Here is a 13,936-nt window from a genome sequence, read left to right as displayed (position 1 = left end):
GCATACCTCCGATTAACCGGAACCGTGCGGGGTTAAGCGTTCCCGAATGATCCGGTCCATTTTACGGGCAAGGCGCGCGTCCTGCGTGTCCTTTGTCCGTTTTATTGCTCTGCGAAGCGTGAAGTGACCGCGTACATAGCCTTTGTATGGTCCGACATACATTCCGCCTTCCGGATCGTTTTTCTGGTAAACGAAAGTACGGCCGGACCAGTGACCCGGTACAAAGTGACTTCTAAACCCGTATTCAAGGGGCTTCGCATAGTCCAGGTTATTATAAACGTCGATTCTGTACCATTTGCCTGACCTTTGCGGCTTGCTTCCGTCGTGTTCCTTGTTGCCGTTATGAGTTAAGGCTTTGTTCCCTGCGTGGAAGTTGTTTCGATAATCACCGTTGTTCACAATGTCAGGCACGTCGTTTTTACAAATCAGTTTCGCCTGTTTTGCCGCGTAGACGCCTTCGCCAATTATCAGTTCTTCCATGATGTCAGGGATTTCGTTTTTCAAGGCTTCAATCTGTTGTTGAAAGGCAATCAAACCTCTGTTGTCAACACTCACGACAGATCACCGTCCTTGACCTTGACTTCCTGGTGTGTGGGATATACAGCCGGTCGGCCGACGACTTCAAAGTCGTAAATGATCGGACTGTCCGGACTATACCTTCCGAACCTTTTCAGGGATATTTTATCCCCTGGAAGAATCGAAAGAGTAGGGGGAAGGAAGATCACGGCGTCATATTCGATTTTGTTTTGCGCCCTCGTTTGCTGGCTCTTGTCGGAACCTGATTGTGAAAGCGCGCAAATGATAGCAGAATACACCACAGAAGGAACGGACTTCGTAATCTTGTTCGCTCCTGTCTGTGGTGCTGTTCTTGATACTGTGGCGGTGTCTTCATAGGTTCGTTCTATGGCCGCGCGTTCTGCGGAAGGATTTCCGAATCCCATGTCTGATCACCACCTTAATTTCCGATATTCGTTCAGGACTGTCTTCCAGCCGAAGAAGTCGCCGCCGTCTTGCCCCAGGTTGAAGGTTGAAGCTGATCCGGAAGCGCCCGAAGAAGTCGCGAATGACGTTGTAACGTCGCCGCGCTTAACGGACGCCACCGGACCGACAGCGGCCGAAGTATCGCCCAGGCCGGCGCTTTTATAATAGCTGACAGCCATGACGACAAGGACTTTTTCAAGGGGCGCCGGAAGCGTGTCCTGGCCGGTGTAGGATAGGACCATTTCTTCGATCGTCTGAATGACGAATTCCAGAATTCCGTCCTGATCCGTGCCTGTGATTCCAAGAAGGACCTTCACCTTTTCAAGCCTGGAATACGCCGGCGACATAAGGACTTGAAGAAGTTCGTTCTTTTCAAGATCAGTCAAGCCTTCCAGGGAATCAAGTATCTGTTGTAACACGCCATTCACCACCTTTTCAGGGCGCCGGCTTTATTCACCACGCGCCGCCTTGATTAAAGCTATAATGTCGGCGTTTGTGGCCTTTTCTGTGGTCTGAACGCCGATCTGTGCCGCCAGGGCCAGAAGTTCAGACTTGTTCATCTTTTCCAGCGGCGTTTCCTCACTGACGGCTTTTTCCTGGTATTCTTCATATGCCGGCGAATTGCGAAGCTGGTCTTCAACGACTGCGCTTCTCGGTTCCAGGATTACGCCGGTTTCTTTATTCCTGAATTTCATCACCAGTCACCGCCTTTCTTACGACGCGGCGTAGGTGAAGACAAGGTCAGGGGTCAGAACGGCTGTTCCGTAGTCGTAGAACAAGGAAACGCCGTAGTCATTGGACAGCGGAATCTTCTCCGGCTCGGTGTAAGGATAGGACACGACCGGCTGGGCGATTGCTCCGTCGATCATCAGGACGGCGTTCTGGCCTGATGGAATATTGATCGAAGAATAAACCCTTACGCCGTGATACATACCGAAGGATTCGGCCGCTGTGTCCACGCCAGGATTCGGCTTTGTGTCCAAAAGGTCCCTGATCTTGCCATAGAAGGCGGGGGAACAAACCATATTCATAATTTCACGGGGTACGCCGCGAACATAGTCATTCTGGACGGTTTCAAGGGTCTGGATATAGGCTTCCAGAATTTTAGCCAGGTCTGTTTCTGCGGTGGTGAAAGCAGTACCGCCACCAGGAGCGAACGCGGCCGCGAAGAATGCGACGTCAAGTTCACTGACCATAGTTCTGATATGATCGTCAACACGTCTTGCCATAATGCCGCCCACGCCGAAGGTGTCAAGGTCAAACTTAGCGCATTCCTCGACGATCTCTTTGTGAACAGACAGGTTTACAGGGGTAGGCGGTGCGGTGATTGCGTCACCTTTTCCGGCCGCTCTTGCGGTTCCGTAGTTTTTGGACGTGCTGTTCTTGAAACGTCTGAATTCCACCGATCCAGCGGCAGGATTGCCGGTATAAGCCTGGGATTTCAAGCCGGAAGACAAGGTGTTCTTCTGGACGTTCTCGATCACATATCCGTAAAGTTCTTTCAGTTCAGCCTTCAATGCTCCTGAATTGATAAGGCTGATCGCGTTGGTTCTTGCCATTGAAAATCATTCCTTTCTTTGTGTTGGTTTTTGGTTAAAAGATCACAGGTCCGCCCTGTGTATTGGTTTTAGGGGGCGCGCCAGGCTCGGCCGGTTTTGCTCCCTTGATGTCCGGATTCTGGTCCTGTGCCTTGAACAGATATGACTTTGTTTCCTTAATGGGCTTCAAAAGACTGTCAAGGTCAGTTTTCAGGTTTCCGGAATCGTCCACGTCGATTTTTTCAAGGTCCAGAAGAGAAATGATGTCGGCTGGATCGTGAACCTGTCCGGCAAGTGCCAGCTTCAAAGCTGTATTCTTCTGGATTTTCTTGATTTCTGCCGTGTGGTTCGTTTGAAGGGTGCTGATTGTTGTCTGGGCGGTTTTCACGTCTTCGGCGATCTTTGCAGGATCACCAGAACCACCGATCGCCTTTAACGCGTCGGCGGCGGCTTTCAGCGCTTTTTCCGCGCTGGCAGACTGTGTCTTCACGGCGTCGTATTTATCAGCCGGAACGAATGTCCCGTCATTACCGACCACCAGATCGACGTCTTTTCCGTCTTTGCCTTTGCCTTTCAGTGCCGCTTCGACTTTGCTTGTCAGGTCTTCACCAAGTAGGGCTTTGATACTCTCGTGAATCATGGTTTCTCCTTTCTACCGCTGTATTTTTCGTGACTTCCACACGCTTTGCGGTTCCGTCTGTTCGCCGGACGGATACGGCTAATTTTGGATATGAAAAAACGCCCGTGAAGGCGTTTAATCAACTGTTTGTAATTGATTGCGTTTGCTTGCAGAAGATTTCTTCTGTTTTATGCCGTGATACTCGGCCCACTCTGAATAAGTCATATTCTTCGGCATTTTCTTTCCGGAATTATACCAGTCCATTTCGTCGTCCGGATCATATTCGACCGTTGTTGATCTGCAATTCGGGTGCATGGGCGGGAAGTTAGTTCCTGGCCTTGCTTCCGAAAGGGGAAAATGTTTCCCGTCAAGACTGGCGCATATTTCACTTGTACGGCTGTCCAGCGTTGCCACGAATTCATATTTCTTCACACCGGCGGCCTTATATGCGGCGATCTCGGCTTCATTGTGAATATGGTTCGTTTCGGTTCGGATCAACCGTTCCGCGTTCTTATAGGATTGGCCCATTCGCGCCGACATTTCCTTTGACATGGTGACGACACTTTTCCCTTGAATAAGGCCCTGTGTCGTGATCTCCCGAAGGTGAAAAAGAAGGGCCTGTTTGTTTTGCCATAGCCGATCCGAAAACATAGCGCCAGACCAGGGATAAGAAACAACGCCTTCAATCATGCCGGCGTTTATCTTTGCAAATTCATTCAGGAAGCCGGCGCGGCATTGTAGATCATAAACCTTATGATAATAGCTTTCTGTGAAACTGTCGCCGAATTCCGCCTTCATCTGTGCGACGCCCTTCGTGAACAGGTCATTTAGTATCATATCTATCTGGCCGATAAGGGCTTCCAGACGCGTTATTGAACTGTTATATGATAATGCGTCAAGCTGTGCCGTCAACAGTGCCTTAACGCGCGGATCGGTTTCCTGGGCGATCTTCCTGACGTACTCCGCCAGGGAAGCCTTCCATTCCTGGGCTTCTCTCTTGTTCAGAAGGCGGACAGCTTGTTCATATGTCAGGCCATACTTGCCGGCATACCTGGAATAGAAGTCACTGATTTCTTTCCGGATCGCCTTCGCCGCTTTTTCGTACTCTGTAAAAGTCTTTGCTGATAGGGCGGCGCCGCGAAGATAGGCTTCGTTCTCACGGATCAGGGCGCGCTTGTACCAATAAACTTTACTGTTCGACATTGTCGCCACCGCCGTTTCCGTCGTCGCCTATATCGGCGCCAGCGTTCGCGCCCAGGGCATTATCGAACAGACCAGACCCGAATTCCTCCATAGCCTTTTTCTTTTCTTCGTCAATCCAGGCCATTTCTTCGTCCACGTCCTGAACCCACGGGTGATTTTGAAGCTGTGTCCTTCTGGAAATGATCCCGTCGCTGTTTCTGACATTATTGATCACGTCGGTTTCATTGACAGGCATATCCATGTTGAAGACAATGTCAAACTGTTCCTTTGTGAAGTCACCTTTACCAGTAAGCTGAAAATATACGTCAATGAACAGTTTCAGGCGTTGGAAGGTGTCTTTCAGTTCTGCTCCCAGTGATTCACAGTCTGCGTCAAGGTCCATGTATCGGAAATTGATCGCCGTTCCGGAAGCGTTCCCCAGGTCTGGGTCTTTTGTATCCACAGCAGAAGCGAAGTCGAACACGTCGCGGCGCTGTTTGTCCAGGAAGGCCATGACCGCGTCAATATTCAGATCGGCCTGTAATTTATCCACGCCGCCGTCAGACGTGACTTTGATCGCCAGGTGTTCCTTTAGGTCCTTGATGAATTCGCCCAAGTCCTGGCCGCCGTAGTTTTTAAGAATATAAATGAATTTTGCCACGTCGCGAAGGACGTCGGCTGTCACTGACGTTTGCCAGTTGATATCGTCGATCAGGTCCTTTATGAAGTAGCAAAGGGGAAGTTCTTCCTCGTTGTATTTCAGCCAAGCGATCGGGACTTCTTCCCAGTTGTATGCCTTATTCCCGACAACGAAATGACTTTCTGTGTAGTCATTGGATTCGTCGCCGTAATCCTTGTCAACCATGAAGTTATAGCCGCCTTCTTGACCGGTGACAAACCGCTTCACACCACCAGAAAACCAAAATTCGGCCCGTGTGATAGTATGCTTTCGGTTCCCGATATAGATTATCTGGTCATAAAAGCGAATGAAGGCGTCCATTTTGGTTCGCTCTGCGTCGCTCCATAAAGGAATCAGTTCCGTCGAAGGAATACGCATGAAGGCCAGCTTCCCATTGTCAAAATAGGGCTGTATGTAGGCTATGCCTGACTTGACAGCGCCTTTCCCCAGGCTTTTAATCTTGCGGCGGAACGTAGGATCAAAGACTTCGTTCAGGGCGTCGCCGTACTTTTTATTTCCGGTGTTAACAGTCCAGGGCTTTGACAGAAGATAATTTGCTTTCTGATCAACCAGCTTTTTCAGAATCGGGTGTTCGATTTTGCAGTTCGAACGATTGGCGACGTCGTTTGTTTTCCTCTGGACGTCAGACCGGTTCCTGTAATACTGTTCAGCTTCGACCATGATTTTGTATTGCTCGGAAGCCTTGAATTCCTTTATTTCCTCACCGACGATCTGGGCCAGTGACATTGTCGCCTTTTTCGGATCAGAAAGGATCATGTTTATCCGGTCCATGACGGTTAATTCTGCCATGCTTTTCACCTCACTTCAAAACTTCGATAGCGGAACCGCGACGAATTCTTTCAACGGAATAACGAAGGGCGGCCATTGCGTCGTCCATGAATTCGACTGGTTCGTCTATATAAAGACCCGTTGTCGGGTCCTTTTTCCACTTCCATTGTTGAATTTCTTTTAATGTGTTCACACAGGAAGGGTGTATGTGTATCTTGCGGCCTTTCAGGAAGTCAATCTGGGCTTTGACACTTCCTTGCTCCTTCTTCACTGGATAGGCCCTGAATCCGGCCTTCTGCCAGGTCTTGATCCTGTCAGGTTCGGCCGAATCGCAAAACATTTCTATTCGCGGATCAATCTTCGCCGCACGGGCAAGATCAATAATTTCTTCCGTGTCCTTTTCGAAACAGTACAATTCGTACCGGATATAAATTTCACCGTCTTTGTAGCCTATTCCCAGGATTGCGTTCGCGTGATTGAAGCCGAAGTCCTGACCATAATAGACAGAATCGAAGCGATCCCTGTCTGTCGGGAAGTCATGGACTTCAAAGTTCGTCAGGATCAGACCGCCAAGTTCGCCCCATTCACCAAGACCATAAACACGATAACCTTCTGGGTCCTCCACGGCGCGGCGCTCCATACGTCGGAAATAGCCGGCGTCAATGAAGCGGTTCGTCTTATATGTGGAATGGTGCGTCAGGACCTCCGGATCGGCCTTGTCAAAATATCGGGCCTTGATCCAGTGGGAAGCGCTGACAGGGTTGAAGGTCATTGTGATCTGGTAATACAGATTCGGGTTTATTTCTGACAAATCTCCACGAAGACGATCGTCCAGAATGTCAACATCTTCGGAAAGAAGTTCCGTCGCTTCTTCAATCCATATCCAGACCAGTTTCCCTTTCTTGAAGGTGATTGACTTGACCTTTTCACGTTGTCGCTGATCCTTCACACCGCGAAATATAATCTTGTTGCCGGTGATCTTGCATTCCAGGGATAGGGGATTTAGATTCACCTTCCAGAATTTATTCGCGTATGCCCCGAACATTCTGTATATGGCCGCTTGCAGTTCTGCGAAGGTACTCTCGCGGTTCGTTTCCTCAATCTTACGAACGACAAGAAGGTTCGCGCCTGTGTAGTATGGATCGGACAGCTTCGCAATATAGTCCTGGGCGATATTGACCGACTTTCCTGAACCGGCTGATCCTTTCAGTATGCGGTATCTTTTACGGCATTCATTGACCGGCCGGAATACAGGGTTAAACTGCGCCGAAGACCTGACTTCAATCTTCGCCGCCATAGTCATAATTGATCACCACCGTCACAGGGACATTTGATTCCGGATCGTCCTTGAACATTCCCAGGTGTTTTCCGCATAATTCAAGGGCTTTGATTTTGTCTGCCAGCCTGATTTCACGTTCCACACCTTCACCGTCTGCCGTTGGAATAGTCTTGACCTTAACAGAAGCTATTGCCGCTGTGTCGTCCTCGGAAGCGCCTTCTGCGATTGTTGCGCTGTCGAAGTTTATGACGTCGGCCGCATTCACGAAGGCAATCCTGGCAAGTTCACGAAGGACGCGGTCAGCATTTATTCCGGTCCTTTTCGAACGCTCGGCCATAGCCTTTTCTATACACGCGCGAACTTCAGGTTTTTTCAGGTTTTCATTTCCGATTGATCCTGCACTTTCCACACTATAACCGGCGCGAATCGCCGCTTGTGTGGCGTTAAGGTCAATCAGGTATTCGTCACAGAAGATTTTTTGTTTCTTCGTCAATGCCACGATTCATCACCGACCTTTCGTGTTTAATTACAATTTGTACGGGGATAATAGAAAAAGACGCCTGTGAAGACGTCTTTTTCTGTATCCCTATGAAAAAAGGAGGGGGAAAGGGCTATTCCCCGATACCATAATATGACATAGGTAATTACGGAACAATAGCGCACATTCGCGGACATTTGCAATCACTTGCAATCAAATTTTTACGCCTGTTTCCATGCTCGGAATATGGGCTTTTCTTTCTTTATTCCAGAATCTTTTCATTAGGGAAGCAATCGCGGCGTTTCTTCTTCTGGCTATTGTTGAAACGTCCACTTCCAGTATTTCGGCCGCTTCTTCGTATGTATGCTTTGGATAGTACAATGTCAGAAGAACACATTTTGACTTTGCGTCCAGGCTCAAAACATGCTGATATACAGTTTCAATCTGCCGCTTTCTTTCTTCCAGGGCTTCGATATTTTTTTCCGCTCTTGCGCGTCGCTTTTCTATTTTCTCCATCATGCGAATCATTTTTCCGTCCAGATCAGTGGAGGATTGAACGCGGACATTGTCATATTTCATTGACGGATAGGCCCTGGCTCTGATTTCTTCCAGGTCCGCTTCCAGTGCGGCGCGTTCAGCTTCGATCTGGGCGTCGATTGTCCTGATCTCCTGGGCGTGATTTTGAAGAATGTCTTCTATATTTTTTCGGATTCTTTCTTCGGCGTCCACGTCGGTTCCCTCCCTTCGCCGGTAATATTAGCGCCGTCAAAACGGAAGGCCTTCGTCGTCGCCGACTGGTATGAAGTCACCGCTGGCGATTGCGTCTTCGACAGGGCTTCCTGATTGTCCGTCGTTCCGCTTCGATTCTGCGAAGTAGACTGATTCGGCGATAACCTCGACCGCTCCGTGTTTCTTTCCGTTGTCGTCTTCCCAGGTGCGCGTCTGGATACTTCCGACCAGGGCGATCTTTGAACCTTTCTGAAAATGCTTCGCGCAAAATTCGGCCGTGTTGCGCCAGGCTATAATCTTTATGAAGTCCGTTTTATCCCTGTTAAAGCGCCTGTCAACGGCTATCGTGAAAGCACATACCGGCGTCCCGTCCTGGGTGTAGCGAAGTTCTGGATCGCGTACAAGACGACCCATAAGTTGACATTGATTCATGCTATACCACCTTCCGATCTTATAAGTGCGGCCATGTCTGCGATTTCCGCGACGATCCCGCCCGCGTTCCTGCTAATATTCCTGGTGATTGAATTCTGCTTCCTGTCCACCATAGACACGTTAATTTGATTCAGCATAGGAAGCGCACAAATCGCCACAGAAACGCCTTTTTCTGTTAAGTCGATAAATAAGTCGTCCATGTCCTTTTCCGTCAATCCTGGGCCATTTTGGACGTTCTGGGCGGTGCTCCGATTTAATTTTTCCTTTACTGCTTCAATCACAAATTCGAAGTCCACGCCAAGCGTTTTTATAAACGCTTTGTCTATTATTGAGTTCACGTTTATTTCTGCCATTTCGTTATTACCCCTTTCAGAATTTCTTCCCGTGCTTATATTCACGGGTTTCGTTATATGCCATTTTCTTGGCGATTGCGGCTTCCAGATCAATTCCCAAGTGTCCGCACAGGTCCGCGATTCTGATCACAGCGTCAGCCAGTTCGGAAGGGATACCACACGGCTTCCTGGAACCGTCCGGCTTTTCTTCGTAATATGTTTCACGGGGGTCACGGCCGGTTCTGGCTTCTTCAAGCGCTTCGGATAATTCGCTATGTATCAGGGCGATCGCGTCGCCAAAGGAAGGCGCCGGATTCCAGAATCCATGTTTTACCGCATTTTCATGTGCGCGGCTCACCAGTTCAGAAGTTTTCATTTTTTCGTTTTCCTCCATTCTTCGCTTCCAGTCCGGACATTTTACATTCCCGTGATATGGCGGGTATTCCGGAAGGATCAGTTTATCATGTGCGACACAGCCGATCAGGCCAGTATTTATCTGTTCAAGATTTCCGCACGTCTGACAGGTCCGTCCTGGCTGGCCGCTTGTTGTCTGCATTTTTCAAGAAATGTCATAATGATCACCCCAGGGAAATTCTTGAATCAGGTTGTCGCCCCAGACCGGCCGAAGGCTTTCTTTCATGAAAACAACTTCTTCGGTGCAAGCAAGGACTATACTTTCGACCCATTCCCGTTTCGGAATACATTTGTCTTTCCTGTTTCCGGTTTCTGCCCCGATAATGATCCACGGCGGCATGAATCCAATGTTTATTTCGCCGTGCATTGGTTCAATGCTGAAAAAGGTGTTATAAGTCTGCGGCAAATCAGCCAGTTTTCGCCATACGCTTTCATAATCGTCCTGGTTCGTAATTGTCGCGCCGTACCAGAAGTTAGCCTGTTCGGGTAGTTTATCTTTGTAATACAGGTTCAAGTAACGTTCCGGATTTTTGGTTAGGAATAAATACCGGTGTTTCGTAGCCGAAAGACAAGTCGTGAATACAGCTTCGATCCATTCGTCTGGGACCCATTCACCGAACAAGTCACACATGGACCCGACGAAGATTGTCTGTGGCTTCCTGGTGCGCGCCGGCTCTCCCAGTCGATAGCTGTGAAGTGTAGGGGTGAATCCGTATTTCCACGGGCCGCCGTTGCTTCCTTTGGTCCTTACTTCATGCAGGACGCCGCCTGGCTGTGTACAATCGTCCCAGTTATCAGTCATTTTAGGTGTGAATCTTTGCGCTATCCTTCGCGCATAACAGTACGGGCATTTATGAAGACAGCCAGTGATAGGGTTCCAGGACATAGTCGCCCAGTCGATTTTTGTATTATTCATTGAAACAACCTCCTTCCACTTCGTCGCCCCAGGCGTCCCAGCCTGACGCGGTAGTTCTGGCAAATAGCTCTATCATAGTACCCCCCCCCCGCAAGCTGAACGATCCTGTCGCGCACGACTGCCGGCTTTTCGCTGTGTTTTCCGACAGGTTCGTCTATTATGCTATGGACCGCCTTTGACGCACGTTTCGGGCGTCCCCTCGTTGCAAGAAGGCATATTTCGGCGTTTGCCCTGGTCCAGCTTCCCAGACCCCAGAACCAACCAGGGGATTTCTTATTTCGCTTTACCCACACGAAAGCGGCGGTTTTGTATTTGAATCCCCAGCGACGGATCGCTTCCAGGCCGACTTCAAGATTCGGGAAAGTCACCCACAGAAACAGAAGGCAATCGTCGGCGGCTATGTCCTGGACCGGTAGATTGAATATGTCTTCCGGTGTCATTGTCTGGTAATGCTTCGCGGCCGGCCCGTTTCCTGTTCCGTCGAATAACTTATATGACCAGGGCGGATCGGCATAAATGACATTGTACTTTTTATCTGGGAAAGGGATCACGCGCTTTCACCGCCTTCCTGCAAGGCTCTGGCCGCCATGATTTCAGCAGACCGATTGAATGTATATTCCGAAAACGCTAATTCGCGGACCGTATCGGCCGTAAGAAGGACCAGGTATTCGTCCCCGTAACCATCTTCGCCATATTTCCGGCCGGCGCGTTCATTGATACGGTTCAGCTTTTGGCGTGCGTATCGTTCGGCCTTGGTAAGGAAGGCGGGACATATTTCAGTCCCGACTTCTTTTTCGACCCTGGCCTTCAAATCAGAAGTCAGAATCATCTTTGTCGCCCTCCGTTCCTTCGGCGATCCTGCGAAGGACTTCTTCGACAAGCTGGCGGGTTGTGAAGCCTTCAAGAAGGGCCGAATCAGAAATATTGACTTCGTCTTCTTCCAGGACGATTTCGATTTCAGATTCCAAGCGGAAAGCCGGCCGAACGCCACGGTAGCCGAAGCACGCGTAGCCGTAGCCCAAACTGCCGTCCGCGCTGACAAACCGCGCGAAGTACGAAAAGCCGGCGTACGGGGTTATTAGCCACCACCAGTCGTCAAGTTCAAAAAGGTCCTGTTCGGCGTACTTTTCAAATTGCTTCTGGGTCAGAAGTCCGATCTTGTCTTGGCTTGTCCCATAGCCAGCGCCGCCCTGGTGATCCGAAAGGTCCCATTCAGTCAGGACAATCCTGTCGGCGTCAATTTTGCCGGCGGTCTTGATAGCGGCCAGGAAGTTTTCGTTCAGGTCTTTTCTAATGGTGCTGGTGCACCAGTCGTTCAGATTAAATCCTTCTGGGCGTTCATATACGAACGGGAAAATATTAAAGGGTCTGTCACCGATTGATCCGGACGTTATAACAAGGGTTGTCCCGTCTGCGAAATGTTCTAATATGCGAAGCGTAACCGGTCCTGCATTGAATTCTGTTCCGACCGCAAGGTCCTTAATTTTTACTTTTACTGACATTGTTTTTTCCTCCTTCATAATCTTCAATGACTACTTCGACGCGTGGGTCCTTCGGATCAACGCCGAAGCTGTCTGTGAAATATTCGATATGCTTCCAGCCGTCATTTTCCAGAACGCCCATGTGGACCAAGCTGTCCTGAATGAATTTCTTTGCGAAGGCGATATTGTCTTTATCGCGCTTCCGGTTCGGCTCTATCCATGTGTAATGAATCACAACCGGTCCCGTGAATCTAATGCCGCGAAGCTGGGATTTTATCATAAAGCCGATAACGTGTTCGGCCTGTTTCTTCATGGACGCCGCTTTATATTTGCCTTTCTTGCCGCGTTCGGCGTCAATGTATTCGTTCAGTCCTGGCAGAAGGCCAGGAATAGTAAGTTTACAACGCAAATCTTCACTTCCTTTCATTCCAGGCCAAGAAGTTTTCTGGCCTTGTCGCGTCTTTCGCTGGCCTTCACTGTGCGTCTGGAATCTCCGACCAGCTTCAACCTGATCGGACACATTTCCAGGACGCGGTCATATATTCTTGAATGTGCCAGGGAAGGCGGGTTCTTTAGGTCTTCCATAGACAGGTTCGTTGTTACAATCAGCGGCATTCCTGACCTTGACCTGGTATCGACCACATTGAAAACCTGTTCAACGGAATAGGACGTGTCACGCTCGACGCCCAGATCGTCAATGACCAGCAATTTATATCGTTGTAGCTTGTCAATGAATGCCTGGCGTTCTTCGTCAAAGCCTTGAAGTCTATTCAGTATTCGGGGGAAGTTCGTCACGCTGACCGACACCAGCTTTTCAAGAAGTGCGTTCGCTATACAACAGGCCAGGAATGACTTTCCGGTTCCGACGCCACCATAAAACAGAATTCCGATATTGTCCTTCTTCATTTCCTCCCAGTTTTCAACATACTTCCGGCATACGTCGGACACTTCCGGATTTCTTCTGTCGTCCTGGTCAAAGGTGTATTGAAGGTATGCCGGATCGGTGATCCCGTCGCGTCGAAGGACTTCCATTCGCTGGAGGAATTCTCTTTTTTCCTCCGCCGCGCGTTCTGCTTCGATTTCCTTTTGTCTGCATTCGCAAGGGATACCCACACGAACCAGTCGTTCTTCTTTTCCTCCGAAGGCAGGGAATAGGACGTCACACTGTTTTCTTGTATGGCATTTGCCACACATCAGGAAGCCTTCGGCGTCCATGTAGTCGCCTTCTTCCTGGTTTTTTAGGCTGTGATTGACCAAGCCTTCAAGAATGTTGCCAGTCCGTTCCATACAATCACCCCTTCAAAAAGTCTTCGTCGTCGTCGTAGTTCTTTTCGGCCGGCGCCTTCTTTACGATTGCCGGCTGACATTCGTCATTCCAGCGTTCGCCGCGAAGGAAAGTCGCTGGATATGGAATGAACTGACCGCCGTCCTTTGTCCACTGTTCAGAAGCCTTCCAGCGTTCTACACCTTCTATAATGGCCTGAACCATAGCTTCGTCAGGTTTTATCTGCCCCCAGGCTTTGATCGCGTCTTTTTTACCGACACGCTTCGGATATACTTCCCAGAAGCGATTAAAACCGTCTGCCACCTGTGCGCCGTTTGCGCTCGTTCTCGTTTTTCGTTCCTCGTTTACGTTCTCGTTCTCGTTTACGTTTACGGGGACATTTGCTGACATTTGATTGCAAGTGATTTCACTGTCATGTGAATTCGATTGATAACAGTTGCTATCAAATGAAGTCGGAAGTGGGAATTTGCTTTTTGCCGCTCTCCGTTGCTGGTGTTTGTCCCACGAAAGAAGTTTCAGGTATTTCTTCCCGTCGTCACCGGTATATGTAGCGATCAAACCGGCCCGACATAGTTCTTCAATCCAAGCCTGAACCTTAGATTCCTTCGGACATGTCAGCGGAAAACAGCTTCCGATTATGATCTTCGGGTTCCCGTGAAACAGGCCGAAGTCGTCTGCCTTCACAATCAGCCGATAAAACAGGACTTCCGCTTCCGGCGATATATTCGCCAGTTCTTCGGACGTGCAAATGGATTCTTTTATAATCCTGTTCGGCACTTGTTACACCCCCTTTCTTGACCTC

At 49.3% G+C, this 13,936-nt stretch carries 20 protein-coding genes and 1 pseudogene; all 21 read right to left on the bottom strand.

The window, feature by feature from the left end; translation table 11 throughout:
* Window positions 1–12: 12 nt before the first annotated feature.
* Window positions 13–555, bottom strand: a complete 543-nt coding sequence (locus AC0CW1_RS09460; protein WP_488182815.1) for an HK97 gp10 family phage protein — start codon at window positions 553–555, stop codon at window positions 13–15.
* The gene (locus AC0CW1_RS09455) at window positions 552–941 is read right to left on the bottom strand and encodes a hypothetical protein (RefSeq protein WP_488182814.1); all 390 of its coding nucleotides are present in this window, start codon (window positions 939–941) and stop codon (window positions 552–554) included. The genes AC0CW1_RS09460 and AC0CW1_RS09455 overlap by 4 nt, the downstream gene beginning before the upstream one ends.
* Before the next feature lie 6 nt (window positions 942–947).
* Window positions 948–1,400, bottom strand: coding sequence for a phage head-tail connector protein (locus AC0CW1_RS09450; RefSeq protein ID WP_488182813.1), 453 nt, complete (start codon window positions 1,398–1,400; stop codon window positions 948–950).
* A 30-nt stretch (window positions 1,401–1,430) separates the two neighbouring features.
* On the bottom strand, window positions 1,431–1,676 hold the full coding sequence (locus AC0CW1_RS09445; RefSeq protein ID WP_488182812.1) for a hypothetical protein: 246 nt from the start codon (window positions 1,674–1,676) through the stop codon (window positions 1,431–1,433).
* Between the two features lie 18 nt (window positions 1,677–1,694).
* A complete protein-coding gene (locus AC0CW1_RS09440) occupies window positions 1,695–2,540 on the bottom strand; it encodes a phage major capsid protein (RefSeq protein ID WP_320405058.1) in 846 nt (281 codons plus the stop codon).
* A 34-nt stretch (window positions 2,541–2,574) separates the two neighbouring features.
* Window positions 2,575–3,159: a phage scaffolding protein gene (locus tag AC0CW1_RS09435; protein ID WP_320405057.1), complete on the bottom strand. Its 585-nt coding sequence runs from the start codon at window positions 3,157–3,159 to the stop codon at window positions 2,575–2,577.
* Window positions 3,160–3,273: 114 nt separating this feature from the next.
* A complete protein-coding gene (locus AC0CW1_RS09430; protein ID WP_488182811.1) occupies window positions 3,274–4,341 on the bottom strand; it encodes a minor capsid protein in 1,068 nt (355 codons plus the stop codon).
* Window positions 4,328–5,809, bottom strand: a complete 1,482-nt coding sequence (locus AC0CW1_RS09425) for a phage portal protein (protein WP_488182810.1) — start codon at window positions 5,807–5,809, stop codon at window positions 4,328–4,330. The genes AC0CW1_RS09430 and AC0CW1_RS09425 overlap by 14 nt, the downstream gene beginning before the upstream one ends.
* A gap of 10 nt (window positions 5,810–5,819) precedes the next feature.
* On the bottom strand, window positions 5,820–7,091 hold the full coding sequence (locus AC0CW1_RS09420) for a PBSX family phage terminase large subunit (RefSeq protein ID WP_488182809.1): 1,272 nt from the start codon (window positions 7,089–7,091) through the stop codon (window positions 5,820–5,822).
* Window positions 7,069–7,566: a terminase small subunit gene (locus tag AC0CW1_RS09415; RefSeq protein ID WP_488182808.1), complete on the bottom strand. Its 498-nt coding sequence runs from the start codon at window positions 7,564–7,566 to the stop codon at window positions 7,069–7,071. Before AC0CW1_RS09415 ends, AC0CW1_RS09420 begins: the two co-directional genes overlap by 23 nt.
* Before the next feature lie 192 nt (window positions 7,567–7,758).
* A complete protein-coding gene (locus AC0CW1_RS09410; RefSeq protein ID WP_488182807.1) occupies window positions 7,759–8,274 on the bottom strand; it encodes a hypothetical protein in 516 nt (171 codons plus the stop codon).
* Window positions 8,275–8,310: 36 nt separating this feature from the next.
* Entirely contained in the window at window positions 8,311–8,706 is a 396-nt protein-coding gene (locus AC0CW1_RS09405) for a single-stranded DNA-binding protein (protein ID WP_488182806.1), read from the bottom strand.
* Entirely contained in the window at window positions 8,703–9,059 is a 357-nt protein-coding gene (locus AC0CW1_RS09400; RefSeq protein WP_320405050.1) for a hypothetical protein, read from the bottom strand. The genes AC0CW1_RS09405 and AC0CW1_RS09400 overlap by 4 nt, the downstream gene beginning before the upstream one ends.
* Before the next feature lie 16 nt (window positions 9,060–9,075).
* Window positions 9,076–9,432, bottom strand: coding sequence for a hypothetical protein (locus tag AC0CW1_RS09395; protein WP_488182805.1), 357 nt, complete (start codon window positions 9,430–9,432; stop codon window positions 9,076–9,078).
* A 165-nt stretch (window positions 9,433–9,597) separates the two neighbouring features.
* Window positions 9,598–10,368, bottom strand: coding sequence for a DUF5131 family protein (locus AC0CW1_RS09390; RefSeq protein ID WP_488182804.1), 771 nt, complete (start codon window positions 10,366–10,368; stop codon window positions 9,598–9,600).
* Window positions 10,361–10,916: pseudogene (locus tag AC0CW1_RS09385) on the bottom strand (MT-A70 family methyltransferase). The gene AC0CW1_RS09390 and the pseudogene AC0CW1_RS09385 overlap by 8 nt, the downstream one beginning before the upstream one ends.
* Window positions 10,916–11,197: a chitinase gene (locus AC0CW1_RS09380; RefSeq protein ID WP_488182803.1), complete on the bottom strand. Its 282-nt coding sequence runs from the start codon at window positions 11,195–11,197 to the stop codon at window positions 10,916–10,918. Before AC0CW1_RS09380 ends, AC0CW1_RS09385 begins: the two are co-directional and overlap by 1 nt.
* On the bottom strand, window positions 11,181–11,870 hold the full coding sequence (locus tag AC0CW1_RS09375; protein ID WP_488182802.1) for a DUF6273 domain-containing protein: 690 nt from the start codon (window positions 11,868–11,870) through the stop codon (window positions 11,181–11,183). The genes AC0CW1_RS09380 and AC0CW1_RS09375 overlap by 17 nt, the downstream gene beginning before the upstream one ends.
* Window positions 11,848–12,258, bottom strand: coding sequence for a RusA family crossover junction endodeoxyribonuclease (locus AC0CW1_RS09370; protein ID WP_488182801.1), 411 nt, complete (start codon window positions 12,256–12,258; stop codon window positions 11,848–11,850). Before AC0CW1_RS09370 ends, AC0CW1_RS09375 begins: the two co-directional genes overlap by 23 nt.
* A 14-nt stretch (window positions 12,259–12,272) precedes the next feature.
* A complete protein-coding gene (locus AC0CW1_RS09365; RefSeq protein ID WP_488182800.1) occupies window positions 12,273–13,136 on the bottom strand; it encodes an ATP-binding protein in 864 nt (287 codons plus the stop codon).
* A 4-nt stretch (window positions 13,137–13,140) separates the two neighbouring features.
* Window positions 13,141–13,911 (bottom strand): hypothetical protein, encoded by a 771-nt coding sequence (locus AC0CW1_RS09360; protein ID WP_488182799.1) that lies wholly within the window; start codon window positions 13,909–13,911, stop codon window positions 13,141–13,143.
* Window positions 13,912–13,936: the final 25 nt, after the last annotated feature.

The sequence above is a fragment of the Heliomicrobium sulfidophilum genome, assembly GCF_057715735.1.
This window is presented reverse-complemented; position numbering and strand designations above follow the sequence as displayed.